This window comes from Pseudohoeflea suaedae (assembly GCF_004354915.1).
Taxonomy (GTDB): domain Bacteria; phylum Pseudomonadota; class Alphaproteobacteria; order Rhizobiales; family Rhizobiaceae; genus Pseudohoeflea; species Pseudohoeflea suaedae.
Genome location: NZ_SMSI01000001.1, coordinates 784,334 through 807,652 on the forward strand (window position 1 = coordinate 784,334; position 23,319 = coordinate 807,652).

General features: G+C 62.8%; 23 protein-coding genes and 1 tRNA gene. 19 read left to right on the top strand and 5 right to left on the bottom strand.

Annotation, left to right across the window (positions count from 1 at the left end; all coding sequences use genetic code 11):
* Positions 1 to 130: 130 nt before the first annotated feature.
* The 10 genes from murA (at position 131) to E2A64_RS03680 (ending at position 7,450) form a co-directional block, all read left to right on the top strand.
* The gene (gene murA / locus E2A64_RS03635) at positions 131 to 1,423 is read left to right on the top strand and encodes a UDP-N-acetylglucosamine 1-carboxyvinyltransferase (RefSeq protein WP_133283057.1); all 1,293 of its coding nucleotides are present in this window, start codon (positions 131 to 133) and stop codon (positions 1,421 to 1,423) included.
* Positions 1,424 to 1,549: 126 nt separating this feature from the next.
* Complete coding sequence (locus E2A64_RS03640) at positions 1,550 to 1,996, top strand: DUF2948 family protein (RefSeq protein WP_133283058.1); 447 nt, start codon at positions 1,550 to 1,552, stop codon at positions 1,994 to 1,996.
* A 25-nt stretch (positions 1,997 to 2,021) separates the two neighbouring features.
* A complete protein-coding gene (gene hisD / locus E2A64_RS03645; protein WP_133283059.1) occupies positions 2,022 to 3,338 on the top strand; it encodes a histidinol dehydrogenase in 1,317 nt (438 codons plus the stop codon).
* Positions 3,335 to 3,811 (top strand): UPF0262 family protein, encoded by a 477-nt coding sequence (locus tag E2A64_RS03650; protein WP_133283060.1) that lies wholly within the window; start codon positions 3,335 to 3,337, stop codon positions 3,809 to 3,811. Before hisD ends, E2A64_RS03650 begins: the two co-directional genes overlap by 4 nt.
* Before the next feature lie 11 nt (positions 3,812 to 3,822).
* Positions 3,823 to 4,299: an arsenate-mycothiol transferase ArsC gene (locus E2A64_RS03655; protein ID WP_280177522.1), complete on the top strand. Its 477-nt coding sequence runs from the start codon at positions 3,823 to 3,825 to the stop codon at positions 4,297 to 4,299.
* A gap of 129 nt (positions 4,300 to 4,428) precedes the next feature.
* The gene (gene infA, locus E2A64_RS03660) at positions 4,429 to 4,647 is read left to right on the top strand and encodes a translation initiation factor IF-1 (protein ID WP_133283061.1); all 219 of its coding nucleotides are present in this window, start codon (positions 4,429 to 4,431) and stop codon (positions 4,645 to 4,647) included.
* Positions 4,648 to 4,696: 49 nt separating this feature from the next.
* Positions 4,697 to 5,323, top strand: coding sequence for a Maf-like protein (locus tag E2A64_RS03665; RefSeq protein WP_133283062.1), 627 nt, complete (start codon positions 4,697 to 4,699; stop codon positions 5,321 to 5,323).
* Position 5,324: 1 nt separating this feature from the next.
* Positions 5,325 to 5,528, top strand: coding sequence for a DNA gyrase inhibitor YacG (gene yacG, locus E2A64_RS03670; protein WP_133283063.1), 204 nt, complete (start codon positions 5,325 to 5,327; stop codon positions 5,526 to 5,528).
* Positions 5,529 to 5,712: 184 nt separating this feature from the next.
* Positions 5,713 to 5,788: transfer RNA gene (locus E2A64_RS03675), tRNA-Phe, on the top strand.
* A gap of 384 nt (positions 5,789 to 6,172) precedes the next feature.
* Entirely contained in the window at positions 6,173 to 7,450 is a 1,278-nt protein-coding gene (locus E2A64_RS03680) for an NAD(P)/FAD-dependent oxidoreductase (RefSeq protein WP_133283064.1), read from the top strand.
* 9 nt (positions 7,451 to 7,459) lie between these two features.
* On the opposite strand, the gene E2A64_RS03685 is transcribed toward E2A64_RS03680, so the two are convergent.
* From E2A64_RS03685 to E2A64_RS03700, 4 genes are read right to left on the bottom strand one after another with little or no spacing between them, the layout of a single operon-like run.
* Complete coding sequence (locus E2A64_RS03685) at positions 7,460 to 7,882, bottom strand: secondary thiamine-phosphate synthase enzyme YjbQ (RefSeq protein WP_133283065.1); 423 nt, start codon at positions 7,880 to 7,882, stop codon at positions 7,460 to 7,462.
* Positions 7,883 to 7,935: 53 nt separating this feature from the next.
* Entirely contained in the window at positions 7,936 to 9,615 is a 1,680-nt protein-coding gene (locus E2A64_RS03690) for a CRTAC1 family protein (protein ID WP_133283066.1), read from the bottom strand.
* A complete protein-coding gene (locus E2A64_RS03695; protein WP_133283067.1) occupies positions 9,612 to 11,051 on the bottom strand; it encodes a cytochrome c family protein in 1,440 nt (479 codons plus the stop codon). The genes E2A64_RS03690 and E2A64_RS03695 overlap by 4 nt, the downstream gene beginning before the upstream one ends.
* Entirely contained in the window at positions 11,035 to 12,297 is a 1,263-nt protein-coding gene (locus E2A64_RS03700; protein ID WP_133283068.1) for an ROK family transcriptional regulator, read from the bottom strand. Before E2A64_RS03700 ends, E2A64_RS03695 begins: the two co-directional genes overlap by 17 nt.
* Positions 12,298 to 12,548: 251 nt before the next feature.
* Between E2A64_RS03700 and xylF the strand changes: the two genes are divergently transcribed.
* From xylF to xylA, 4 genes are all read left to right on the top strand, one after another.
* Positions 12,549 to 13,580 carry a D-xylose ABC transporter substrate-binding protein gene (xylF, locus tag E2A64_RS03705; RefSeq protein WP_133283069.1) on the top strand — a complete coding sequence of 344 codons (1,032 nt, stop codon included), beginning with the start codon at positions 12,549 to 12,551 and terminating at the stop codon, positions 13,578 to 13,580.
* A 91-nt stretch (positions 13,581 to 13,671) separates the two neighbouring features.
* The gene (locus E2A64_RS03710) at positions 13,672 to 14,967 is read left to right on the top strand and encodes a sugar ABC transporter permease (protein WP_133283070.1); all 1,296 of its coding nucleotides are present in this window, start codon (positions 13,672 to 13,674) and stop codon (positions 14,965 to 14,967) included.
* Positions 14,967 to 15,755 carry an ATP-binding cassette domain-containing protein gene (locus tag E2A64_RS03715; protein WP_206662416.1) on the top strand — a complete coding sequence of 263 codons (789 nt, stop codon included), beginning with the start codon at positions 14,967 to 14,969 and terminating at the stop codon, positions 15,753 to 15,755. The genes E2A64_RS03710 and E2A64_RS03715 overlap by 1 nt, the downstream gene beginning before the upstream one ends.
* Before the next feature lie 65 nt (positions 15,756 to 15,820).
* Positions 15,821 to 17,131, top strand: coding sequence for a xylose isomerase (xylA, locus tag E2A64_RS03720; RefSeq protein ID WP_133283071.1), 1,311 nt, complete (start codon positions 15,821 to 15,823; stop codon positions 17,129 to 17,131).
* Between the two features lie 83 nt (positions 17,132 to 17,214).
* On the opposite strand, the gene E2A64_RS03725 is transcribed toward xylA, so the two are convergent.
* Positions 17,215 to 17,550, bottom strand: coding sequence for an ArsR/SmtB family transcription factor (locus tag E2A64_RS03725; protein ID WP_133283072.1), 336 nt, complete (start codon positions 17,548 to 17,550; stop codon positions 17,215 to 17,217).
* 420 nt (positions 17,551 to 17,970) lie between these two features.
* On the opposite strand from E2A64_RS03725, the gene E2A64_RS03730 reads away from it, so the two are divergent.
* From E2A64_RS03730 to E2A64_RS03750, 5 genes are all read left to right on the top strand, one after another.
* Positions 17,971 to 18,171 carry a YgaP family membrane protein gene (locus E2A64_RS03730; protein ID WP_133283073.1) on the top strand — a complete coding sequence of 67 codons (201 nt, stop codon included), beginning with the start codon at positions 17,971 to 17,973 and terminating at the stop codon, positions 18,169 to 18,171.
* A 595-nt stretch (positions 18,172 to 18,766) separates the two neighbouring features.
* The gene (locus E2A64_RS03735; RefSeq protein ID WP_133283074.1) at positions 18,767 to 20,284 is read left to right on the top strand and encodes a methyl-accepting chemotaxis protein; all 1,518 of its coding nucleotides are present in this window, start codon (positions 18,767 to 18,769) and stop codon (positions 20,282 to 20,284) included.
* Between the two features lie 25 nt (positions 20,285 to 20,309).
* Entirely contained in the window at positions 20,310 to 20,606 is a 297-nt protein-coding gene (locus E2A64_RS03740; RefSeq protein ID WP_133283075.1) for an STAS domain-containing protein, read from the top strand.
* Entirely contained in the window at positions 20,606 to 20,971 is a 366-nt protein-coding gene (locus E2A64_RS03745; protein WP_133284244.1) for a response regulator, read from the top strand. Before E2A64_RS03740 ends, E2A64_RS03745 begins: the two co-directional genes overlap by 1 nt.
* Before the next feature lie 13 nt (positions 20,972 to 20,984).
* Positions 20,985 to 23,309: a chemotaxis protein CheA gene (locus E2A64_RS03750; protein WP_133283076.1), complete on the top strand. Its 2,325-nt coding sequence runs from the start codon at positions 20,985 to 20,987 to the stop codon at positions 23,307 to 23,309.
* Positions 23,310 to 23,319: the final 10 nt, after the last annotated feature.

The following is a 23,319-nucleotide window of genomic DNA, read 5'->3' on the forward strand; positions in this document are numbered from 1 at the left end:
GTGGTCTTCCTGCCGAGTTGCCGCCGCCGCGCGTATCGTCTAAACAGCGCCACAAAGCATCGGCATTCCGGCCGGTCACCGGCTGCATTCACGCACCGCTTACCAATCGCAGCAACCTTGCGAGGACTTCATGGATCGCATCAGGATCGTCGGGGGCAACCAGCTCAACGGCACCATTCCTATTTCGGGCGCGAAGAACGCGGCCCTGCCGCTGATGATCGCATCGCTTCTGACCGATGACACGCTGACGCTCGAAAACGTGCCGCATCTGGCCGACGTCGAGCAGCTGCAGCGCATCCTCGGCAATCACGGCGTCGACATTTCCGTGGTCGGCCGTCGCGAGCGCCAGGATGCCGGCTATGCCCGCACGCTCCATTTCACCGCCCGCACCATCGTCGACACCACCGCGCCTTATGAACTGGTCTCGCGCATGCGTGCGAGTTTCTGGGTCATCGGTCCGCTCCTGGCGCGCATGGGCGAGGCCAAGGTCTCGCTGCCGGGCGGCTGCGCCATCGGCACCCGGCCGGTGGACCTGTTCATCGACGGTCTGCGCGCGCTCGGCGCCGAGATCGAAATCGATGGCGGCTATGCCAACGCAAGGGCGCCGAAGGGGCTCAAGGGGGCTCATTTCGTCTTCCCGAAGGTGTCGGTCGGCGCGACCCACGTCCTCTTGATGGCGGCCACGCTGGCCAAGGGGGAGACCATTATCGAGAATGCGGCCTGCGAGCCGGAAGTCAGCGATCTGGCGGCCTGCCTGACGGCCATGGGCGCCAGGATCACCGGCGCGGGCACGCCCACCATCCGGATCGAGGGGGTGAGCTCGCTTTCGGGCGCGCGCCATCGTGTCCTGCCCGACCGCATCGAGACCGGCACCTATGCCATGGCGGTCGCCATGACCGGTGGCGACGTGGTGCTGGAAAACACCTCGTTGCACCTGCTGGAGAATGCGCTGACGGCAGTCAGCAATGCCGGCGCGCATGTGGCCGAGGTCGAGAATGGCATCCGCATCCGCATGAACGGCGACGAGCGCATCCGTCCTGTCGATGTGGTCACCGATCCGTTCCCGGGTTTCCCGACAGACCTTCAGGCGCAGTTCATGGCGCTGATGACCCGCGCCGACGGCGTCTCGCACATCACCGAGACGATCTTCGAAAACCGCTTCATGCACGTCCAGGAACTCGCCCGTCTCGGAGCGAACATCTCGCTGTCCGGCCAGATGGCGAAAATCACGGGTGTCGAGAAGCTCAAGGGCGCGCAGGTCATGGCGACCGATCTTCGCGCTTCTGTGTCCCTGGTGATCGCCGGGCTCGCCGCTTCGGGCGAAACGGTGGTCAACCGCGTCTATCATCTCGACCGTGGTTTCGAGCGTCTCGAGGAAAAGCTCACCCGCTGCGGCGCCATTGTCGAGCGTGTCAGCGAGTAGGATGAGACACGTGCCAGCCCATGCTATGACCATCGGATCATTGCATGGGCTGGCACGGCATCCTATTTTGCGGTGCAGCACAGGCCGCGCGATCCGCCAATCCCGGCGCGGCTGACTGGAGGTTTCATGGACAGGCTCAAACTGATGGCCCTCGACGAGGAGGATCTCTCGGTTATTTCCGCCTATCTGCAGGATGCGGTCTTCAAGGTGGGCGACATATCCTGGAAGGGACAGGCCGGGGTGCTGACCCTCGAGCTCAACCGTTTCGTCTGGGAAGCCGGTGACAGGAAGCGCGACCGCAACAAGGATTGGGAGCGCCGCCGCGCGGTGCTCGCGGTCAAGCGGGCGACCGCGGTGAAGTCGCGCGGTTTTGATCGCTCCAGGACCGACGAAGTGCTTTCGCTTCTGGCGATCCGCTTTCAGGCCGAAACCGAGGAACCTGCGGGCACGCTCGAACTTGTTCTCTCCGGAGAGGCCTCCATTCTTCTCGATGTCGAATGCATCGAGGTACAACTGACCGACGTCAGCGGCTCATGGGGCACGGAATTCAAGCCCCGTCACCCTCTGACCTGATACGTGCACCCCGAGGGAGACAGGATTGGTTCTCAGGCTCGATCATTCCAGTGAGGATTTCGCATCCCGCTTCGACGCGTTTCTGAAGACGAAACGCGAAGTCTCCGCCGATGTGAACGCCGACGTTGCCGCGATCATCGACGAGGTGCGCCGGCGCGGCGACGAGGCGCTTCACGATCTCACACTGAAATTCGACCGGCTCGATACCCGTGCCGCCGGCCTGCGCGTGACCGAGGCCGAGATTGCCGCAGCCTATGAGGCCACCGATCCGAAGGTGATCGCGGCCCTGCAGCTCGCCCACGACCGTATTGCCTCTCACCACGCCCGCCAGATGCCGAAGGACGATTTTTACGAGGATGCGCTCGGCGTGGGTCTCGGGTCGCGCTGGACCGCGGTCGAGGCGGTGGGTCTCTACGTGCCGGGCGGCACCGCGAGCTATCCGAGTTCGGTGCTGATGAATGCTGTGCCGGCCAAGGTCGCGGGCGTCGAACGCATCGTCATGGTGGTGCCGGCGCGCGAAGGTGAACTCAACCCGGCCGTACTTGCTGCCGCCAGGATCGCAGGCATCGACGAGATCTACCGCATCGGCGGTGCGCAGGCCGTGGCGGCGCTGGCTTACGGGACAGAAACGATCGAGCCCGTCTCCAAGATCGTCGGCCCGGGCAATGCCTGGGTGGCTGCCGCCAAGCGCCAGGTTTTCGGCATCGTTGGCATCGACATGATCGCCGGCCCTTCCGAGGTTCTGGTCATCGCGGATGGCGACAACAATCCCGACTGGGTGGCCGCCGACCTTCTGGCCCAGGCCGAGCACGACACCGGCGCGCAGTCGATCCTGGTGACTGACGACGCGGGATTTGCTGATGCCGTGGTCGAGGCCGTCGAGCGCCAGCTCGATACGCTCTCGCGGTCGGACACCGCGCGCCGGAGCTGGCGCGATTTCGGCGCCGTCATCCTGGTGCCGGACTGGGACGCCGCGGTTCCGCTTGCCAACCGTATTGCCGCCGAGCACCTGGAAATCGCCACCGGGGACCCCGAGGCGCTCGCTGACCGCATCCGCAATGCCGGCGCGATCTTTCTCGGCCGTCATACGCCGGAAGTGATCGGCGATTATGTCGGCGGCTCCAACCACGTCCTGCCGACGGCCCGCTCGGCCCGCTTCTCCTCCGGACTGTCGGTGCTCGATTACGTCAAGCGGACTTCCGTTCTGAAGTTGGGTGCCGAACAGTTGCGCCAGCTGGCGCCTGCGGCCATCACGCTGGCTGAAGCCGAAGGGCTGACGGCCCATGCGCGCTCGGTCGGCATTCGCCTGAACCAGGGCGACACCGGCGGAGCGGGTGGATGACGGCCGACGCCACCAAGCGCCTGTGTGACGTCGTCCTGGACGAAACGATCGGCCGGGCCACGCCCGATGTCGAACATGAGCGCGCGGTGGCGATCTTCGATCTGCTGGAGGAAAACTCCTTCGCCCCCGTCGGCCACGACAAGGGACCCTACAAGCTCGCCCTGTCGCTCGTCGATTCCAAGCTGGTCTTCTCGATCACCGGCGAGAAGGGGGAGCCGGTTGCCACGCATATTCTGTCGCTCACCCCGTTCCGGCGCATCGTGAAGGACTACTTCATGATCTGCGAGAGCTATTACGAGGCCATCCGCTCGTCCTCGCCGAGCCAGATCGAAGCAATCGACATGGGCCGCCGCGGGGTCCACAATGAGGGCTCGCAGACGCTCAAGGACCGGCTCGAGGGGAAGATCGATATCGACTTCGACACCGCCCGCCGCTTGTTCACTCTCGTCTGCGTGCTGCACTGGCGCGGTTAGGCGGAGGCGACGTGTCCGGGGAGGCCAAAACACGCACCGGGGAAGAGGGGAACGGCCCGCCGGGCTCGGTTCTCTTCGTCTGCGGCATGAACGCGATACGTTCGCCGATGGCCGAGGCGATCGCCCGGGGGCTGGCCCGCAAGGGCACCTACATCGCATCGGCGGGCGTGCGTCACGGCGAGCGCGATCCCTTCGTGGATGCGGTGCTCTCGGAGGTCGGGCTCGATCTCGGCAATCGCGAGCCGCAATCGCTCGATGAACTGGAGGACGACTTCTTCGATCTCATCGTCACGCTGGCGCCCGAGGCCCACCACAGGGCTCTCGACATGAACCGGGGGAATGCCGTCGACATCGTCTACTGGCCCACGCCCGACCCTTCCGTGGCTGCCGGAACCCGCGAGCAGATCCTCGCATCCTACAGGGACGTGCGCGACATGCTTGCCCTCCGGCTGCGCAAGCTCTTTGCAATTGAGCCGCCGACAGACTAGATGCTATATTAAACCACTGACCAGCGAACCTCCTGTGTTCACAATTGAATGCGTTTTGTGTAGGTTCCGCGCAATTTTTGGCGCGGCAAACTGCCGACGCCGCTTATCTCAAGGACGATAGACACGCACATGGCAAAAGAAGAAGTTCTCGAATTCCCGGGTACTGTCGTTGAATTGCTTCCCAACGCGACTTTCCGCGTGAAGCTTGAAAACGACCACGAAATCATCGCTCACACCGCCGGCCGCATGCGCAAGAACCGCATCCGCGTTCTCGCCGGCGACAAGGTCCAGGTGGAAATGACCCCCTACGACCTGACTAAGGGCCGCATCACCTACCGCTTCCGCTAGGCCTGTCGTCCGACCCCTTATCCAACAGCCAGGCAGACCGTTTCCGGATATGGCGAAATCGCAAAAACTGATTCTGGCCTCGGGCTCTCCGCGCCGCGTCGAACTTCTCGCGCAGGCGGCGATCGAGCCCGACCGCCTGATGCCGATGGATATCGACGAGACACCCGGCAAGAACGAGCATCCCCGCTCGCTTGCCCGCCGGTTGAGCCACGAGAAGGCCGAGGCTGCGGTCAAAGCCCTCAAGGGCGATTACGGCTGGTCGGGCGCCTACGTGCTTTCGGCCGATACCGTCGTTTCCGTCGGGCGCCGCATCCTGCCCAAGGCCGAACTGGTCGACGAAGCCTCCAACGGGCTTTATCTGCTTTCGGGCCGCTCGCACCGCGTCTTCACCGGCGTGTGTCTGGTCACCCCCGACCGCAAGTTCCGCCAGAAGATCGTGGAGACCCGCGTCCGCTTCAAGCGTCTTTCGCGGGCCGAGATCGAAAGCTATCTCGCCTCCGGCGAATGGCGCGGCAAGGCGGGTGGTTACGGCATCCAGGGCATTGCCGGCAGCTTCGTCGTCAAGATGGTCGGCTCCTACTCGAACGTGGTGGGCCTGCCGCTCTACGAAACCATCTCGCTGTTGACCGGCGAGGGCTACGACGTCCACTTCAAGTGGGCGGAAGGCGCGCGCTGACATGACGTCCGAGAACAACGTCACGCCGCTGCGCAAGCCGCAGCCTTGCCCGGAATGCGGCAAGCCGTCGACGCGCGACAGCTATCCCTTCTGCTCCGAACGCTGCCGGTCGCTCGATCTCAATCGCTGGTTCACCGGCAGCTACGCTATTCCGGTGTCCGAGACGGGCGAGAACACAGAGGACGACCCGGACGATCGCGGCTGAACGCTTCGCGCCGCCTCGCGCCGTTCCAAGCCTATGGCGCGACAAAGAAAATTGGCCTTATCCCGGGCGACGGCGAAAAAGGTTTTGCAGGGTGCTTGCCACCGCCGGACAAGATGGTATAACGCGCTCGCTTCCGACGGGGCGACCCCTCGGAAAACGCTGAAAGCGGCTCTCGCCGCGGGATGCCCGGATAGCTCAGTTGGTAGAGCAGCGGATTGAAAATCCGCGTGTCGGTGGTTCGAATCCGCCTCCGGGCACCACTTTTTCTCAATCGAAAAGATGAAGTTGCCGAGCCTTTGGGTGTCGGGCTCGTGCTTGTGCCTGTTCCACCCGAGGCATGTACATGGACGTCGCTCAGGTGAAGGTTCCGGCTCGGGACCAATCGCCCGCTCCTGCCAGCCGGCTGATGCAATCATCCCTTTGGATACTGGGGGCTCCTTCTTGAACGGGGGGCTCCGCGGTGACGGCCGGCCGCAGCTTCCGGCTCCGACCCGTGATCGCCCCGAACTGCAAGGGCAACGGCTTGCCTGTCGGTCGAGATGACTGCGGACAGGGCCGCTTATGCCGCGATCACGTTTTGCCGAGTGCGTCGGCACGACAAACCGGTTACAACTCTCGGGAAATCAGCCCGGACCTGCCTTGCAATGAATGCCATTCATACTTCCAATCTCTGGCACCACAGTGCGGAGGAAACATTTGCCGCCCCGCCGCTGACCGCTGATCTCGATGTCGATCTTCTCGTGATCGGCGGAGGGTTCACGGGCAATTCTGCGGCATTGCACGCGGCCCGCGAGGGGGCCTCGGTCGTCGTGCTGGAGGCCGAAACGATCGGCCATGGCGGTTCGGGCCGCAATGTCGGCCTGGTCAATGCCGGTCTGTGGTTGCCACCCGACAAGGTGATCGAGGCGATGGGGGAGGCGGCCGGTCTCAAGCTCGTCGATGCACTCGGGGCCGGGCCCGCGAGAGTTTTCGAGATCATCGAGCGGGAAGGGATCGAGTGCGAGGCGACGCGCAGGGGAACGCTCCATCTCGCCCATTCGCCGGACGGGCTCAGGGACATCGAGGACCGTTACCGCCAGGGCAATCGTCATGGCGCGCCCCTGAGCCTCCTCAACTCCGATGAAACGGCCCGGCGCACCGGGACAGACGCCTTCCACGGCGCGCTCTTCGATCCGCGTGCCGGTACCATCCAGCCACTGGCCTATTGCCGCGGCCTGGCCCGTGCGGCGCAGGCGGCTGGCGCCATGATCTGCGAGAACACGCCCGTCGCCGAACTGCGCCACGACAATGGCGTCTGGGCTGCGCGCGCAAACGGCCAGGTGGTCAGGGCGAAGAGGCTGCTGATTGCGACCAACGCCTATCATGCGGGCTTCGAGGATCCCTTCCGCCCCGAATTCGTCCGCTTCAACTACTGTCAGTTCGCCACCGAACCCTTGAGTGAAAGCCAGCGCGAAAAGCTCCTGCCCGGCGGTGAAGGATGCTGGGACACGGCGATGGTCATGTCGTCGATCCGGCTGGACCGGGCCGGCCGGTTGATCGTCGGCGGTGTCGGCAGCGTCGAGGATGCCGGCGCGGGCCTGCACGAGGCCTGGGCGCGGCGAAAGCTGCGCGCCCTCTATCCCGCACTGGGAGAGATCGGTTTCCAGCATGTCTGGAGCGGGCGCATCGCCATGACCGGCGACCACATTCCGAAGATCGTTTCCTTCGGGCCCAATGCCTATGCCTGTTTCGGCTACTCGGGCCGCGGCATCTCGCCGGGAACGGTGTTCGGCGCGGCCACGGCCGAAGCGCTTCTGCGCGGCGAGGAAAGCGGCTTGCCGGTGGCGCCCGTAAGGCGCCATCAGGAACGTCTGACCGGTGCGAAAGCGGCCTATTACGAATTGGGCGCGAAGCTCACCCATTTCGCCGCGCATCGGCGCTAGGCGTCATTCTCAGTTTGACAGATGAAGCACGATCTCGCGCCGGTGCGGCCGGTCGCGGTGCTCGAAGAGATAGATCCCCTGCCAGGTCCCGAGCGCGAGACGCCCGCCGGTCACCGGGACGGACAGCGACACCTGGGTGAGTGCCGCCTTGATGTGGGCTGGCATGTCATCCGGGCCCTCCATCGTATGGACGATCCAGTTCATCGAGGGGTCATCGCTCGGCGGCACGAGCCGCGAGAAGAAGCCGTTCAGGTCGCGTTGCACGTCGGGATCGGCGTTTTCCTGGATCAGCAGAGAGCAGGAGGTGTGGCGCACGAAGACGGTCAATAGCCCGTCCCCGCTTCCGTGGCCCGCGACAAAATCCTCGGCTGCGCGGGTGAATTCGTAAAGGCCCTGTCCGCGCGTCGAAATGGAAAGTCTCGTCTGGGGCATGCCGGTCCTGACTGTCGCCGCTGGAGAATACGTCTCTGCGCATATGGGGCGCCCTATTCGGGAAGCCAGTACCTGGCCTGTGGCGCATCCCGGTCGATGCGGACGAACTGGTTGGCGAAAACGCGATAGGGTGCGCTCCATTCCCCGTCCGGCCATTGCACGCGGATCTGCGCGCGTTCGGCGACACCCAGCCCGACATGGACGAAGCCGAGCCGTCCCGAAGCGTGACCGCCGCCCACGGCGATGGTGCGAACCCGCGTCTCGTTGCCGCTCTTGACCGAAACCCGCGCGCCGATCGCGTCCTGGTTCGCGCCTTTCTGCTTCAATTCGATTTCGAGCCAGTTGCCCATTTGCCGCGCCGCGCCACCGTCGGGAGCGCGGCCCCCGGTGTTGCGGAAAAGGCTTGCCGGACCGCCGCGATTGACCACCAGCAGGTCGAGCATTCCGTCATTGTTGAAGTCGGCGACAACGGCGCCGCGTCCCTTGGTCGGCTTGTCGACGCCGGCGAGATCGCCCGCTTCGACGAACTTGCCGTCGAATGTGCCGAGCAGCAGGTTGTCCGGGTCGAAGGACGCGAAATCCGGCATCTGCTCGACATTGCCCTTGGCGATGAAGAGATCGAGATTGCCGTCATTGTTGAAATCGTCGAATTCCGCATGCCACCCGGTCGATGGGCGGATGGCTTCGCCGACATAGGGACGCTGGGCGGTCGCGCCTTTCTCGAAGGCGACGTCGCGATAGACCGGGCGGCCTTCCTCGGCATCCTCGTCGAGTGTCTGCAGCTTGGTGTCGCCCATCGAGGTCAGGGCGTATTCGGGATAACCGTCGGCGTTGAGATCGGCTTCCGCGATTCCCATGCCCCAGATCGTAACGTGCCGCCAGCCTTCCGACGACCGGTAGAGGCGCGGGGGACGATCGGGATCCATCTTCCAGAGCTGCTCCTCGCCGCCGCGATAATATTGCCGGTCATTCGTGAACCTCAGATCGGCCTTGCCGCTCCGGTCCCAGTCGGTAAACAGCATCGAGAGCGCGCAATAGCCCGGCGAAAGCGCGGTGCGCAGCGAATAGTCGGGCGCGCTGTCCGTCTCCTGGGTCTGCGAACGGAAGAAGTCGTTGTCGTGGCAGGTCCCCCAGGGCGATCCCGGCGCCGAGCGGTCGACATAATTGCCGAAGGCGAGCGTCGGAAAGGTGGCGCCTGCCTCGAAGGTGGCGGCAAAGGCCGTCGTCCATTCCCGCCCGCCGTCAAAGGCGAACTGCCGCGAGGCATTGGTGAACGTGCAGCCCGGTCCGCCTTTCAGGATCGCATTGCGGCCGACGCGAAGGACGACGAGATCCTTGTGGCCGTCATTGTCGAGATCGATCGGATAGGCGCCGGTGACATTGGTCATCACGGTATCATCGAGCCCGGTGTCGACCTTCTCGAACTTGAGTTCGCCGCCGGTCGCCGAGCGGTTGACGTAAAGGCCTGCCGGGTTCTTTCCGCCGGCGATGAAGAGATCCGTCTTGCGGTCGCCATTGCAGTCGAGACCCGCAGCCCCGCCGCCGACGAAGAATTCCCAGGGGCCGACATAGCTGTGGTCGATTCCTGCCCGCAGTGCTTCTTCCACCATCGCCGGCACGTCCATCGCGACGTGCCGCGCTTCCAGCGTGGGCTCGTCGCCGGATGCCGCGAGCGGCCCGGCCAGCAGAAGGACAGGCAAGGTGAGGAAAATCTTGAACGGGCTGCGGTTCATCGGTCGATCACCAGCGTCTTGAGAAAGGCGATGAGGGCGGAGCGGTCCGTTTCGGCAAGCGCTTCATAGGCGCGGGCCGATTGCGAGCCCTCGCCGCCATGGGCCCGGATCACGTCGTCGAGCGTCGTCAGGTCGCCGCGATGGCCGTAGGGTCCCGTATCGGCGATGCCCCACAACTCGCCGGTCATGAAGACGTCGCGGTCGACGAAACGCTGTGCCAGCAATTCATTGCCGAGAATGGCGACTTTCTGGTCGGCGATGCGATGGCGCTTGAGGTCGCCGAAGAGCGGGACCATCGCCTGGCCCGCCTCGTTGCGTTCGAGCCGCGCCGCCCATTCATAAAGCCCCAGATCGTAGACGGCGGCCGCGCCGTCCTCATCGCCGCGCAACGTTCCGGCCGCGTCGACCGGGCCGGGATCGGCGAATTCGAGCGAAGAGAGCGGCAGCGCACGGATATGGCAGGAGGAACAGCCGATGCTGTCGAAGATCTTGTCGCCATTGGCCGAAGCCGTCCGCCACGCCTCGTCGTCCGGTATTGTTGCGAAGGGCGGCTCGAGCGTTGCCTGCCAGGCGACCATGGCGGAGACATCGCCCGGCGAGATCTCGTCGCCCTTGCCATCCTCGTCATAGTCGGCTTCGCCGGTCCAGCGGGCGCCGAAGCGTTCGGTCGATTGCATCCCGTGGTGCTGGTTGAGCGCGTTGACGGTGAACTGGCGGAGCGAGGTCATCACGCCTTTCTGGCTGAAAGGGCGGATGACGAGATCGGTATCGACGCCATCGAGTCCCGACAGATCGACCATCCCGTCGGCTTCCACCGTGATCGACCCGAAGGATACGCCCTTCGTCTCAAGCGGCAGGGTGACGGTCCCGCCACCGGCACGCGCCTGTCGGGCTGCTTCCTCGCGGATTGCCTGCAGGTCCACCGTCATCTCGCGGGCGAGAAGCTCGATCAGCCCGGCACCGAAGAGGTGGTTGGTGTTGCGTTCGTTGGAAAATTGCGGGTCGATGGAATCGAAATCGGCGTTCGAAAAGCCTTCCGAAACGAAGACATTGGCGACGAAATCGCCGGCACCGCCAGCCACCGGCATGTTGTGGCAGCTCGCGCAGGACGCTGCATCCATGCCCGCCATTCGCTGGAAGGAGAGACGGGTTTCACGCCGCCGCTTGGTCGGAATGATCGCCTGTGTCGCCATCGGACGGCCAACGCCGTCGAGCGGCGTGAAGTGCGCGCCGAAGAGATGTTCCCCGATACTCGTCAGCTCGTCGAGCTTCTCGCGTGTGAGCATGCCGGAGAAATCGGCCCGGTCGAGCGGCGCGGTGATTGCGCGTTCTTCCCAGGGGGCAGGCAGTTTTTTGTCCTCGGCAGGGGCGGCGGTAACGGTTGCAAAGCCCAGCGCCAGAAGAAGGCCCGCCTTCAGATCAGTCCGCAGTCGCATAGTCTCCCCCCGCAGCTTCCTTGTTGACCGGCAGCGATCGGTCGAGCGTGGTGAGCCCGGTGACGATCGTGCCGAGGAGAGTGAGCTCGAGATCATTCTCGTAACAGTGAAATTCAGCATCGGTATAGGCGAGGCCGATACCCTTGCGCCCCAGCGACGTCCGGATCATCGGCTCCATCAGGTCGAAGGCCAATACCCCCGAGCCGACGAAGGCGATGGGAAAGGGATCGAGCAGCGTGAACAGATTGCGCAGACCGTGACCGATGGCCGAGGCCGCCGACGTATAGGCGGCACGGGCGCGCTCGTCGCCGGCCTTGGCCCGGCCCGCAAGCTCGGCCATTGTCTCCCTGTCGATATCCCAGTCAGGCACGACTTCCGGATCGCCGCCGGTGGCGGTGCGCCAGATGCCGTAATCGCCCGCATAGGCCTCGATGCAGCCGTGACGTCCGCAGCGACAGAGCGCGCCTTGCGGGATGTGGCACATATGGCCGAATTCGGCGGCCGAGGTGAGGATGCCGTTGAAGGTGCGGCCACCGAGCACCAGCCCCATGCCGATGCCGTGCGACAGCAGGATTGCCGCATAGGACTGGTCGTAGATCTGGGGTTCGCGTGACTTGAGCGCCGTCGCGATCATGTTGGCGTCGTTGGCGATCGACACAGAGGTCCCGAAGGCTTCTCTCAGATCGTCGTCGATCTGCAGATCGCGGTGACGGAGTATCGGGGACCAGTGGATGCGGGTGCCCTTGGCGTCGCTCACACCCTGGACGGTGAGCGCAATGTGACGAAGCGGTCCCGCAGAAGCGCCCGCGTCGTCGACCGCCTTCTTCAGCAGCGAAACAAAGCGCCGGCCGAATTCTCCGCGTGCCAGGCTCTGCGTTTCCACCTTTTCGGTGACTTCGAGGATGACGCTGCCGGAGTAATCGACGAGGACGGCGGAGAGCCGGTTGAGCGTAAGCGTCAACGCACCGATGGAGGCTGCCTTGGGATTGAGCGCGAGCGCGACCTGCGGCCGCCCGCGGCGGGCGAGGGAGGCGTTTTCATCGCCCGTACCGCCATCCTTGCGCGGGGCTTCCACCAGGTAGTCCGCGGCCAGAAGCGAGCTCGTGATCGAGGTCACTGTCGATGCGCTCAGCCCTGTGGTAGCCGTGAGTTCGGTGCGCGACAACGGGCTGTCGGCGCGCAGTGCGGCGAGTACCCGACGCTGGTTCTCCCGACGCAAATCGTCCGAGCGGGCGATGAGTGTCATCCGTTAATTCCTCCCTGTCCGACCCTCGTTTTTCTGGCGCTGCAGCAAAAAGTTGTTGCAATGCAACGAGTTGGCCGGTTGAAGATTCATCTTGACACAGCAGGGGTGCTGCGTCACTCTTTTTTTCGACCCTCGAATTAAAGGGTCATCCGGAACCTTCTCCTTGATCGCATGTCGCTGGAGAAGGGGAGGACCGGATTATCGAACGGTTTATTCGCGCCCCGTCTGGTCGGGCGCATCGGGAGGAAACTATGAAGAAGAACATTCTGGCACTGGCCGGCTTCGCGCTGGCCATGAGCGTTTCGACTGCGGCAATGGCCGAAGGCGAAACCATCGGCGTGTCCTGGTCGAACTTCCAGGAAGAGCGCTGGAAAACCGACGAAGCAGCCATCAAGAAGGCGCTCGAGGAAATGGGAGCGAAATACGTGTCCACCGACGCGCAGAGCTCCTCGTCCAAGCAGCTGTCCGATATCGAAAGCCTCATTGCGCAGGGTGTCGACGGCCTTATCATTCTGGCTCAGGACTCGCAGGCCATTGGCCCGGCCGTCCAGTCCGCCGCCGACAACGGCATTCCGGTCGTCGGTTACGACCGTCTCATCGAAGACAGCCGCGCCTTCTATCTGACCTTCGACAACGTCGAGGTCGGCCGTATGCAGGCGCGTGCGGTTCTCGAGGCGGCGCCTGAGGGCAATTATGTCATGATCAAGGGGTCGCCGACCGACCCGAACGCCGACTTCCTTCGCGGCGGCCAGCAGGAAGTCCTGCAGGAAGCAATCGATGCCGGCAAGGTCAAGATCGTTGACGAAGCCTACACCGATGGCTGGCTCCCGGCCAACGCACAGCGCAACATGGAGCAGATCCTGACCGCGCAGAACAACGAGGTCGATGCTGTCGTGGCATCGAACGACGGTACTGCAGGCGGCGCTGTCGCTGCTCTGACCGCGCAGGGCATGGAAGGCATCCCGGTATCCGGTCAGGATGGCGATCACGCCGCCCTGAACCGTGTTGCCAAGGGGACCCAGACCGTATCGGTCTGGAAGGATGCCCGCGAACTCGGCCACGAAGCCGGCAAGATCGCCGTCGAACTGGCGCGCGGTACCGAAATGTCTGGCATCGAGGGCGCCGAACAGTGGACCTCGCCGGCAGGCACCGAACTGTGGGCCAAGTTCCTCAAGCCGGTTCCGGTGACCAAGGACAATCTCGCCACGGTCGTCGATGCAGGCTGGATCAGCAAGGAAGATCTCTGCCAGGGCGTCTCCGGCGGCCCGGCTCCCTGCAACTAAGACTGTCTTCACATCAGAACTTCACCGCGCCGCGATTTTGCGGCGCGGTGTTTATTGGGCGCTTCACCCGACGCAATAACGGACTTTTCCGATGACCGACGCTGACAAACCAGCCCGCCCGGCGCAAAAGAAGAACCTCTTCGCACAGCTTGAAATCGATACCCGTCTGCTCGGCATGATCGGCGCTTTCGTGATCCTGTGTCTGGGTTTTCACTTCATCACGGATGGCAGGTTCCTGACCTCGCGAAACATCTTCAATCTGACGATCCAGACAGTCAGCGTGGCCATCATGGCAACCGGCATGGTGTTCGTGATCGTCACCCGCAATATCGATCTGTCCGTCGGATCGCTGCTGGCCACCTGCTCGGCGGTCATGGCGATGACCCAGACCTTCATCACCCCGGAGGTTTTCGGTCTCGGGTTGAACCATCCGGCAACCGCGCCGATTGCGATCGTCGTCGGAATTGCGACAGGCGTCCTGATCGGCGCGTTCCAGGGCTATATCGTCGGCTATCTCGGCGTGCCGGCCTTTATCGTCACGCTCGGCGGCCTTCTGGTTTGGCGCAACGTCGCCTGGTATCTGACAAACGGTCAGACGATAGGCCCGCTCGACCGCAATTTCATGCAGTTCGGCGGCATCAACGGCACGCTGGGCGAAACCTGGAGCTGGGTGATCGGCCTGATCGCCGTGCTCTTCGCCTTCTACTCGTTCTGGCGCAATCGCCGCAGCAAGATCTCACACGACTTTCCGGTCAAGCCGATATGGGCGGAAATCGTCATGGCCGCCATCACGGCCGTCGCGATCATGGGCTTTGTCGCTGTTCTGAACAATTACGACGTCCCGCGCCGGCGCCTGCAGCAGATGTTCGAGGCGCGCGGCGAGGTGATGCCGGACGGTTTCACCCAGGGTTACGGCCTGCCGATCTCCGTTCTGCTTCTGATCGCGGTTGCCGTCGTCATGACGATCGTCGCACGCCGCACCCGCCTGGGCCGCTATATTTTCGCAACGGGCGGCAATCCGGATGCCGCGGCACTTTCGGGCATCAATACCCGGCTGCTGACGGTCAAGATCTTCGCGATCATGGGCGGCCTGTGCGGACTGGCGGCACTCGTGGCTTCGGCCCGCCTGTCATTCCATTCCAACGATATCGGCACGCTTGACGAACTGCGCGTCATCGCCGCGGCCGTCATCGGCGGCACCGCGCTTGCCGGTGGCGTCGGCACGATCTACGGCGCCATTCTCGGTGCGCTGATCATGCAGTCGCTGCAATCGGGCATGGCCATGGTTGGCGTCGATGCCCCCTTCCAGAACATCGTCGTGGGTGCGGTTCTCGTGATCGCAGTCCTTATCGACACCATCTACCGCAAGCGTACGGGAGCGAAGTGATGGCTATCGACCGCAATGGAACGCCCCTCGTCGAAATGCGCGACATCTCGATCGCCTTCGGCGGGGTGAAGGCCGTCGATCACGTGACCGTCGATCTCTTTCCAGGTGAAGTGGTTGGCCTTCTGGGCCACAACGGCGCCGGCAAGTCGACGCTGATCAAATGCCTCTCGGGTGCCTATCAGCAGGATTCGGGGGACATCTACATCAACGGGGACAAGGTCTCGATCAGCAATCCGCGCGATGCGCGTCGCCACAATATCGAGACCATCTACCAGACGCTGGCGCTCGCCGATAACCTCGATGCCGCCTCGAACCTCTTTCTCGGTCGCGAGATCGTCGGCCCCACCGGGCTGCTCGACGACAACAAGATGGAGGCCGAGACGCGGAAGGTGATGCATCGGCTCAATCCGAACTTCAAGAACTTCACCTCGCCGGTCTCCTCCTATTCGGGCGGCCAGCGTCAGTCCGTGGCGATTGCCCGCGCGGTGCACTTCAATGCCCGGATCCTGATCATGGACGAGCCGACGGCGGCGCTCGGCCCGCACGAGACGCAGATGGTGGCCGACCTGATCCAGGAGCTCAAGCGCCAGGGGCTCGGCATCTTCCTGATCGATCACGACGTCCATCAGGTGAAGAAATTGTGCGACCGGGCCAACGTCATGAAAAACGGGCAGCTGGTCGGCACGGCCAATGTCGAGGATGTCAGCGCTGACGACCTGCTGGGCATGATCATCGCCGGAAAGTGCCCTCCGGGCGCGATCCCCGGACCCGGTGCCATCCACGAATGACATGACAATGAGGCGGCCGCGCATGACAGGCCGCCCACGCGACAAACCATAGGGAAGGAAACCAAATGGGAACCGGCTTTTTCGGCACTATCGAGAAAATTCCGTTCAAAGGCGCGGATTCGACCGACCCGCTCTCTTATCGCTTCTATGATCCGGACGAGGTCGTCATGGGCAAGCGTATGGAGGATCACCTCCGTTTCGCGGTTGCCTACTGGCATTCCTTTGCCTGGGAAGGCGGCGACCCTTTCGGTGGCCGGACCTTCGATCGTCCGTGGTATGACGGGGAAATGGACAAGGCCAAGCTGAAGGCCGATGTCGCTTTCGAGATGTTCAAGATTCTCGGCGCTCCCTACTACTGCTTCCATGACGCCGATGTGCGCCCCGAAGGCCGGACATTCGCCGAGAGCAGGAAGAACCTCGAGGAAATCGTCGACTACTTCGCCCGCAAGCAGGAAGAGACCGGTGTGAAGCTTCTGTGGGGCACGGCAAACCTGTTTTCGAACCGTCGCTTCATGTCGGGGGCATCCACCAACCCGGATCCGGATGTGTTTGCCTATTCGGCGGCGACCATCAAATCCTGCATGGATGCCACCATGAAGCTCGGCGGCGAGAACTACGTTCTCTGGGGTGGCCGCGAAGGATACGAGACGCTGCTCAATACCGATATGAGCCGCGAGTTCGACCAGATGGCCCGGATGCTGCACATGGTGGTCGACTACAAGCACAAGATCGGCTTCAAGGGCGCGATCCTCGTGGAGCCGAAGCCCCAGGAGCCGACCAAGCATCAATATGATTTCGATGTCGCCACCGTTTACGGCTTCCTCAGGAAATATGGCCTCGAGAACGAAGTGAAGATGAATATCGAGCAGGGGCACGCGATCCTTGCCGGTCATACTTTCGAGCATGAGCTTGCGCTCGCATCGACGCTCGGCATTTTCGGTTCGATCGACATGAACCGTAACGACTACCAGTCGGGTTGGGATACCGACCAGTTCCCCAACAACGTGCCGGAAATGGCGCTGGCCTATTACCAGGTGCTCAAGGCTGGCGGTTTCACCACCGGCGGCACCAATTTCGATGCCAAGCTGCGCCGTCAGTCCATCGATCCCGAGGATCTGCTGATCGCTCATATCGGCGGCATGGATTGCTGCGCCCGTGGGCTGAAGGCAGCCGCGAGGATGGTCGAGGACGGCGCCCTGCAGAAGCCGCTCGACGAGCGTTATGCCGGCTGGGCCAAGCCCGAGGCGCAGAAGATGCTCAAGGGCGAGTACAGCCTCGATCAGATTGCCGAGAAGGTGGAGCGGGACAACATCAATCCCGAGCCGCGCTCCGGCCGTCAGGAATATCTCGAAAACATCGTCAATCGTTACGTCTGAATTCCAGGCGAACTAAAAAGAAAAGCCGGGCGTTCCGCCCGGCTTTTTTGTTCCCACTTTGGAGGCCCCGCGCGATCGCGAGGTCAGGCTTTCTTGAGGATCAGACCCTGTGTCTCGTCAATGCAGTACATGCCGTAGATCAACTGAAGCAGCCGTTCGACCTTTTCGGACGCCAGGCTGTAGTGGATCTGTTGGCCGTCACGTCTGGTGGAAACGAGATTGGCCGCACGAAGCTTCGCGAGTTGCTGCGACATGGCCGACTGGCTCATGCCCACAAGCTCCATCAGCTCGGTGACGGTGACCTCCCGGTCCACCAGATGACACAAAATCATCAGGCGGTTGCGATTTGCCGCCGCAGCCAAAAGCTCCGAGGCCGCATCCGCGCTTTCACGCATCTTGGATGGTTGCAAGTTGTTCATATCATCAGGATGTAGAATTTCTTTCGCCGCTAGATCATGTCCCCGTGGAAAATGCTCCGAGACAGGAGCAGAAACCACACATCCACGCCGATTTCTTGAATCGCAATCAATGCGGATCGCAAGGACTTAGCATGACTAACCCATTGTCGGAAAGTAAGGAATACAAGTATTCTGACATTGTGTCAGAAAACTTACCGTTAAATCATCAAGAGCGTATGTAACCAGTGCGCGTGTCATTTTGACAGCTGCGCGTAATGCGTCGAGGACCCGCGCGATATTTTCCTGCGGCACGTGAATTCTCGTTTTGCAATGCAAAAACTTACGCATGGTAAGGATGAATTTTTTCAAAGACCTACTTACAAATGAGACTTAGTATAAATATATCTCTATATAAAGAGTATCTTTGATATGGAGGCCGCTATGACGGTTGACAGGCTTGTGCTCGCATTCGCGGGATTGATGGTTCTTGTGTCGGTCGCGCTCACGGTTTGGGTGTCGCCCTACTTCGCATGGTTCACCGTCTTTATCGGCGCGAACATGCTGCAATCCGCGTTCACCGGGCTCTGTCCCGCCGCGGTCGTCTTCCGGAAGCTCGGTATAAAGCCCGGTCCGGCGTTCTGAAGCTCAAGGCTTCACGAGCTGACATTTCGAACGACGCTCACGAAAAAGGCGCCCCTGAGGCAGGAGCGCCGTATCTTTCCGCGTCGTGCAACTGTCTTCAGAACGTCATGGCAAGCCGAGGGCGCTTCTCGACGCAATGAAGAAGAGCCGAGACACTCGCAAGTGTAGCGGCAGCGATCACCAGGGCACCAATTCCAAGAACAGTCATTGCTCGTACTCCGAAGGCTTCATTGCCTTTGTTGTCGGCCAATATCGCCGGTTTGTCTTGCGCGAGCCTTGCCTGAGTACTGATTTTTCAAATCTTAACAATCTCTTAACGCAACTGGTCTGATCCCCGGAAGCCGCAACGATGTGTTAACCTTCGAGCAAGGAATTAACCATAATGATTATGGGGAACGGGACGGAGTGCGACCGACCGAATTCGGGGTGACGGACAGCACAGGCATGAAGCCGCTCCTCCTGCTCCGGTTGCGCCCGGAATTAGTCGAGTAAACAGCAGCAGTTCTGAGAAGCGCACCCGGTGTGGATCGTCTCCGCATTCGGGAAGCGGCTCTGCCCGCGATTCACGCGGTACGGAGCGGAAACGGGGGACGACGTGACGCAAGCCAACCAGACGGCGCGGGATCCGGCGGCTTTTGCCGGGCTTCAATCGCGCCTCGGCCTGATCGGGATGAACGATTCCGATCGCGCACGTCTGAGCGCCATGCGTCCGCTGGTCGAAGCAGAGGCTCGCAGCGCGCTTACCGACTATTTCCGCAAACTCGAAGTCCAGCCCGATACCACGCGTCTTTTCTCCTCGTCCCGCCAGATCGATCGTCTGCAGGAACTGGAAGTCTCTCACTGGTCGATCCTCGCCGATGCTCGCTTCGACAGCCTGTATGCGGACCGCTCGGTTATCCTCGGCGATGTCCGCCAGCGCATCGGTCTCGAGCCAGGCTGGTCCATCGGCGGGCATGCAATGGTTCTCGAGGCTGTCATCCGCAAGCTGGCCCTCAAGAGCTCCAGCCGTTTCAGCCTGTTCTCGAACGGACGCGACCGCGCGGAATTCGCCGATAACGTCATCGCTGCGGTCAAGGCTGTATTGCTCGACATCGATGTCCAGTTCACCCACCGCCTGGGCGAAGAACTGCGCCAGCGCGACGAGGCGCACCGGATCGACCTCGAACAGGCGCATGCACGCGTGGCCGAAAGCTTTGGCCGTGTGATCGATGCGCTGGCCGAAGGCCACCTCGACGAGCGGGTGCAAGCCGGGGACGCCGGGCCGCACTCGGACCTGGCCGACCGCTTCAATGCGATGATCGATCACCTGACCTCGATGCTCGAGGACACGGGCGAGGGGGCCGAGGGCGCGGCGTCGCGGCTCGGGGAGCTCTCGCGGGAAGCGGCGAACGTTCGCGCCGGCCTGGATGAGACCGCCGACGATCTCGTGTCGGGAGGCGAGCGCCTTTCGGAAATCGCCCGCGACATTCGCCGCGCGGCCGAAGGCGCCAGGAGCGCCGAGGATGTCATCGCGGTCGCTCGTACGAGCGCCGAGGAAAGCGACCGTGTCGTTGCCCGTGCCATCGATGCGATGGCTGGGGTTGAAACATCGGCCGAGGAAATCGGCAAGATCATCGGCGTGATCGACGAGATCGCATTCCAGACCAATCTCCTGGCTCTGAACGCCGGTATCGAGGCGGCGCGTGCCGGCGATGCCGGTCGCGGCTTCGCCGTCGTGGCCCAGGAAGTCCGCGCTCTGGCGCAACGCTCGGCGGGTGCCGCCAGCGAGATCAAGGAACTGGTTGCCGGAACGAAGACGCAGGTCGGTCGGGGCGTCGAACTGGTGGGCAATACGCGCTCGGTCATTTCCGACCTCGTGGCCCAGGTCGAACGGATCAACGATGCGGTGAGCGGTGTCGGGGCATCCGGCCTCAGCCATGCCAGCGAAATCGAAGGCGCCGCACAGCAGATCGGCGTGGCGGGCAACCGGGTCGGCAACGAATCGAGGCGCGCGGAAACCGTCGCGGAAGGCGCCGGCGACCTTGGCGCGATCATCGCGGATCTTGGTGCGCGCATCCGCTCATGCCGCACGTTCGAGCATGTCGAGATTGCCGGTCGGAGACTGGCAGGATGAACGTTGTTGAAACTTGGAGGAGCCAATGACGAGCGCAGATGAGGCACCGCATGTGCTGAAGCTGCCGGCGGTTCTGGATTTGCCGGCCGCAAGCAGGTTGCATGAGCAGGTGCTCACGCTTCAGGAGAAGAATATCGCAGTCGACGCGTCGGAGGTTTCGCGGGTCGGTGCGCAGTGCATACAGGTTCTGCTTTCAGCGGCAGAGAGTTGGCGTCGTGCAGGCCGTGCGTTTTCGGTCAACCAGTCATCCGAAACATTCGCGAGAACTCTTCAGCTTCTCGGGGTGACGGATGAATCTGTCGTTCCAATGGAGATCATATGATGAAGAAGAAAGTTCTGACGGTGGATGACTCCCGCACCATCCGCAACATGCTGCTCGTCACCCTCAACAATGCGGGTTTCGAAACGGTGCAGGCCGAGGATGGCGTGGAAGGTCTCGAGGTTCTCGAGGAATCCGATCCCGACGTGATCGTCACCGATATCAACATGCCCCGGCTCGATGGCTTCGGCTTCATCGAAGGCGTACGGCGTAACGACCGGTACCGGGCCATTCCGATCCTCGTTCTCACCACCGAGAGCGATCCGGAGAAGAAGAACCGCGCACGCGAGGCCGGGGCCACCGGCTGGATCGTCAAGCCGTTCGACCCCACAAAACTGATTGCCGCGATCGAGCGTGTTACCGCCTGACAGGACAGCTGCTATGGACATGAACGAAATCAAGGAGATCTTCTTCCAGGAGTGCGAGGAGCAACTCGCCGAACTGGAATCGGGTCTGCTCGCTCTCAACGATGGTGATACGGATATCGAGACGGTCAACGCCGTTTTCCGAGCCGTTCACTCCATCAAGGGCGGGGCGGGTGCTTTCGGCCTGGATGATCTGGTCGGCTTCGCCCATGTCTTCGAGACCACGCTTGATTGCGTTCGATCCCAGACGCTGGAGCCGACGCAGGATGTCCTGAAGGTCATGCTTCGCTCGGCTGACGTGCTGGCGGATCTGACCGCCGCAGCGCGCGAAGGCGGATCGGTGGAGGCGGAAAGAACCGCCGTTCTGGCCAAGGAACTCGAAGCGCTTGCGAAGGGCGAAGCGCTGCCCGCCGCCCCGGTCGCAGCCGCTCCCGCGGCAGCGGCGCCGCCTCCGGTGGTCGCATCAGCGGAGCCGGTCTCCGAGCCGACCGACGAGAGCGGCTTTCAGCCGGTACCGTTCTCCTTCGACGACTTCTCGGACGAGGAGGGCGACGTTTCCGCGCCCGTCGAGACGACCGGTTCCGAAAGCTACAGCAACAAGTTCACAGTCAGGTTCAAGCCGCGCTCGGATCTTTACGCCAACGGCAACGAAACGGTGCTGCTTCTGCGCGATCTCGCCAAGCTCGGCGAAATGCGGGTGCGGTGCGAAACGGACGGTCTTCCCGCAATCGACAAGCTCGATCCTGAAGGCGCCTACCTCGCCTGGTTGATCGAGATATCGACCAACTCCGCGGAAGACGAGATCCGCTCCGTCTTCGAATTCGCCGAATGGGACTGCCAGCTGGAAGTCACCGCCGGGGAGCCGGGCGTGGAAATGCCGGAAACGGCCGCGGTCGAAGAGCCGGAAGACGCTCCGATGGCCGTGGTGCCGTTCGATCTGTCCCTTCTCGACGACGAGCCTGCCGCCGCTGAAGCCGCAGCACCTGCCGAGACCGATATTGCGCAGGTCACGGCGGCATCGGGGGAACCTGCCGACGCCGGGCAGCCTGCGCCTGAACTGCCGGCAGCAACGGCCGCAATCGCCGCAAACGCGGAAAAGCAGAAGGCGGCCGCCGTCGCTGCCGTACCGGCCGCTCCGCAGACAATCCGCGTCGATCTCGATCGCGTCGACCGCCTCATCAACCTCGTGGGCGAGCTGGTGATCAACCAGGCCATGCTGGCCCAGAGTGTCGTCGAGAATGAAACCGGCGGTGCCTCCGCCATCAATCTGGGTCTCGATGAGCTGCAGCAGCTTACCCGCGAGATCCAGGATTCGGTCATGGCGATCCGCGCCCAACCGGTCAAGCCGGTGTTCCAGCGCATGTCGCGTATCGTTCGCGAAATTGCCGACATGACCGGCAAGACCGTTCGTCTCGTCACCGAAGGGGAAAACACCGAGGTCGACAAGACGGTCATCGACAAGCTCGCCGAGCCGCTCACCCACATGATCCGCAATGCGGTCGATCACGGTCTGGAGACGCCCGAAAAACGTGAGGCCATCGGCAAGAGCAGGGAAGGCGTTCTCCGGCTTTCGGCAAAGCACCGTTCAGGCCGCATCGTCATCGAAATCGCCGATGATGGCGCCGGCATCAACCGCGAACGGGTGCGCCAGAAGGCGATCGACAACGGCCTGATCACGGCGGAGCAGAACCTGCCGGACGAAGAGATCGACAACCTGATCTTCCATCCGGGCTTCTCGACGGCGGAGAAACTCTCCGACATTTCCGGTCGCGGGGTCGGCATGGACGTGGTCAAGCGTTCGATCCAGTCGCTGGGCGGTCGTATCAACATTACCTCGACGCCGGGCAAGGGCTCGATCTTCACGATGAGCCTGCCGCTCACCCTCGCCGTCCTTGACGGCATGGTGGTCACTGTTGCCGGCCAGACGCTGGTCGTTCCGCTGACCGCGATCGTCGAGACGTTGCAGCCCGAGAAGCAGGACATCCATTCCTTCGGCTCCAACCAGCGTCTCATCGCAATCCGCGATACGTTCTGCCCGCTCGTCGATGTGGGCCACATCCTGCGCTTCCGTCCGCATTATGCCGATCCGGTCGAGGGCGTGGCGCTCCTCGTCGAGAGCGAGGGCGGCGGGCAGCGCGCGCTCATGGTCGATGCAATTCAGGGCCAGCGTCAGGTAGTCATTAAGTCTTTGGAGGCAAATTACACGAGCGTGCCGGGCATTGCGGCCGCAACCATCCTCGGTGACGGGCGTGTCGCTCTCATTCTGGATGTGGATTCCGTGGTGGCGGCGTCGCGGGGACAGTCAATGCGTGGAGAGATGTCGCTCGCGGCTGCTGGCTAGCATGCCGGTC

Bases quoted from the DNA above. Each gene is read 5' to 3' on its own strand.
- murA (WP_133283057.1), top strand. From the start codon at position 131: ATGGATCGCATCAGGATCGTCGGGGGCAACCAGCTCAACGGCACCATT.
- E2A64_RS03640 (WP_133283058.1), top strand. From the start codon at position 1,550: ATGGACAGGCTCAAACTGATGGCCCTCGACGAGGAGGATCTCTCGGTT.
- E2A64_RS03650 (WP_133283060.1), top strand. From the start codon at position 3,335: ATGACGGCCGACGCCACCAAGCGCCTGTGTGACGTCGTCCTGGACGAA.
- infA (WP_133283061.1), top strand. From the start codon at position 4,429: ATGGCAAAAGAAGAAGTTCTCGAATTCCCGGGTACTGTCGTTGAATTG.
- E2A64_RS03665 (WP_133283062.1), top strand. From the start codon at position 4,697: ATGGCGAAATCGCAAAAACTGATTCTGGCCTCGGGCTCTCCGCGCCGC.
- yacG (WP_133283063.1), top strand. From the start codon at position 5,325: ATGACGTCCGAGAACAACGTCACGCCGCTGCGCAAGCCGCAGCCTTGC.
- E2A64_RS03680 (WP_133283064.1), top strand. From the start codon at position 6,173: ATGAATGCCATTCATACTTCCAATCTCTGGCACCACAGTGCGGAGGAA.
- E2A64_RS03685 (WP_133283065.1), bottom strand. From the start codon at position 7,882: ATGCCCCAGACGAGACTTTCCATTTCGACGCGCGGACAGGGCCTTTAC.
- E2A64_RS03690 (WP_133283066.1), bottom strand. From the start codon at position 9,615: ATGAACCGCAGCCCGTTCAAGATTTTCCTCACCTTGCCTGTCCTTCTG.
- E2A64_RS03695 (WP_133283067.1), bottom strand. From the start codon at position 11,051: ATGCGACTGCGGACTGATCTGAAGGCGGGCCTTCTTCTGGCGCTGGGC.
- E2A64_RS03700 (WP_133283068.1), bottom strand. From the start codon at position 12,297: ATGACACTCATCGCCCGCTCGGACGATTTGCGTCGGGAGAACCAGCGT.
- xylF (WP_133283069.1), top strand. From the start codon at position 12,549: ATGAAGAAGAACATTCTGGCACTGGCCGGCTTCGCGCTGGCCATGAGC.
- E2A64_RS03710 (WP_133283070.1), top strand. From the start codon at position 13,672: ATGACCGACGCTGACAAACCAGCCCGCCCGGCGCAAAAGAAGAACCTC.
- E2A64_RS03715 (WP_206662416.1), top strand. From the start codon at position 14,967: ATGGCTATCGACCGCAATGGAACGCCCCTCGTCGAAATGCGCGACATC.
- xylA (WP_133283071.1), top strand. From the start codon at position 15,821: ATGGGAACCGGCTTTTTCGGCACTATCGAGAAAATTCCGTTCAAAGGC.
- E2A64_RS03725 (WP_133283072.1), bottom strand. From the start codon at position 17,550: ATGAACAACTTGCAACCATCCAAGATGCGTGAAAGCGCGGATGCGGCC.
- E2A64_RS03730 (WP_133283073.1), top strand. From the start codon at position 17,971: ATGACGGTTGACAGGCTTGTGCTCGCATTCGCGGGATTGATGGTTCTT.
- E2A64_RS03740 (WP_133283075.1), top strand. From the start codon at position 20,310: ATGACGAGCGCAGATGAGGCACCGCATGTGCTGAAGCTGCCGGCGGTT.
- E2A64_RS03745 (WP_133284244.1), top strand. From the start codon at position 20,606: ATGAAGAAGAAAGTTCTGACGGTGGATGACTCCCGCACCATCCGCAAC.
- E2A64_RS03750 (WP_133283076.1), top strand. From the start codon at position 20,985: ATGGACATGAACGAAATCAAGGAGATCTTCTTCCAGGAGTGCGAGGAG.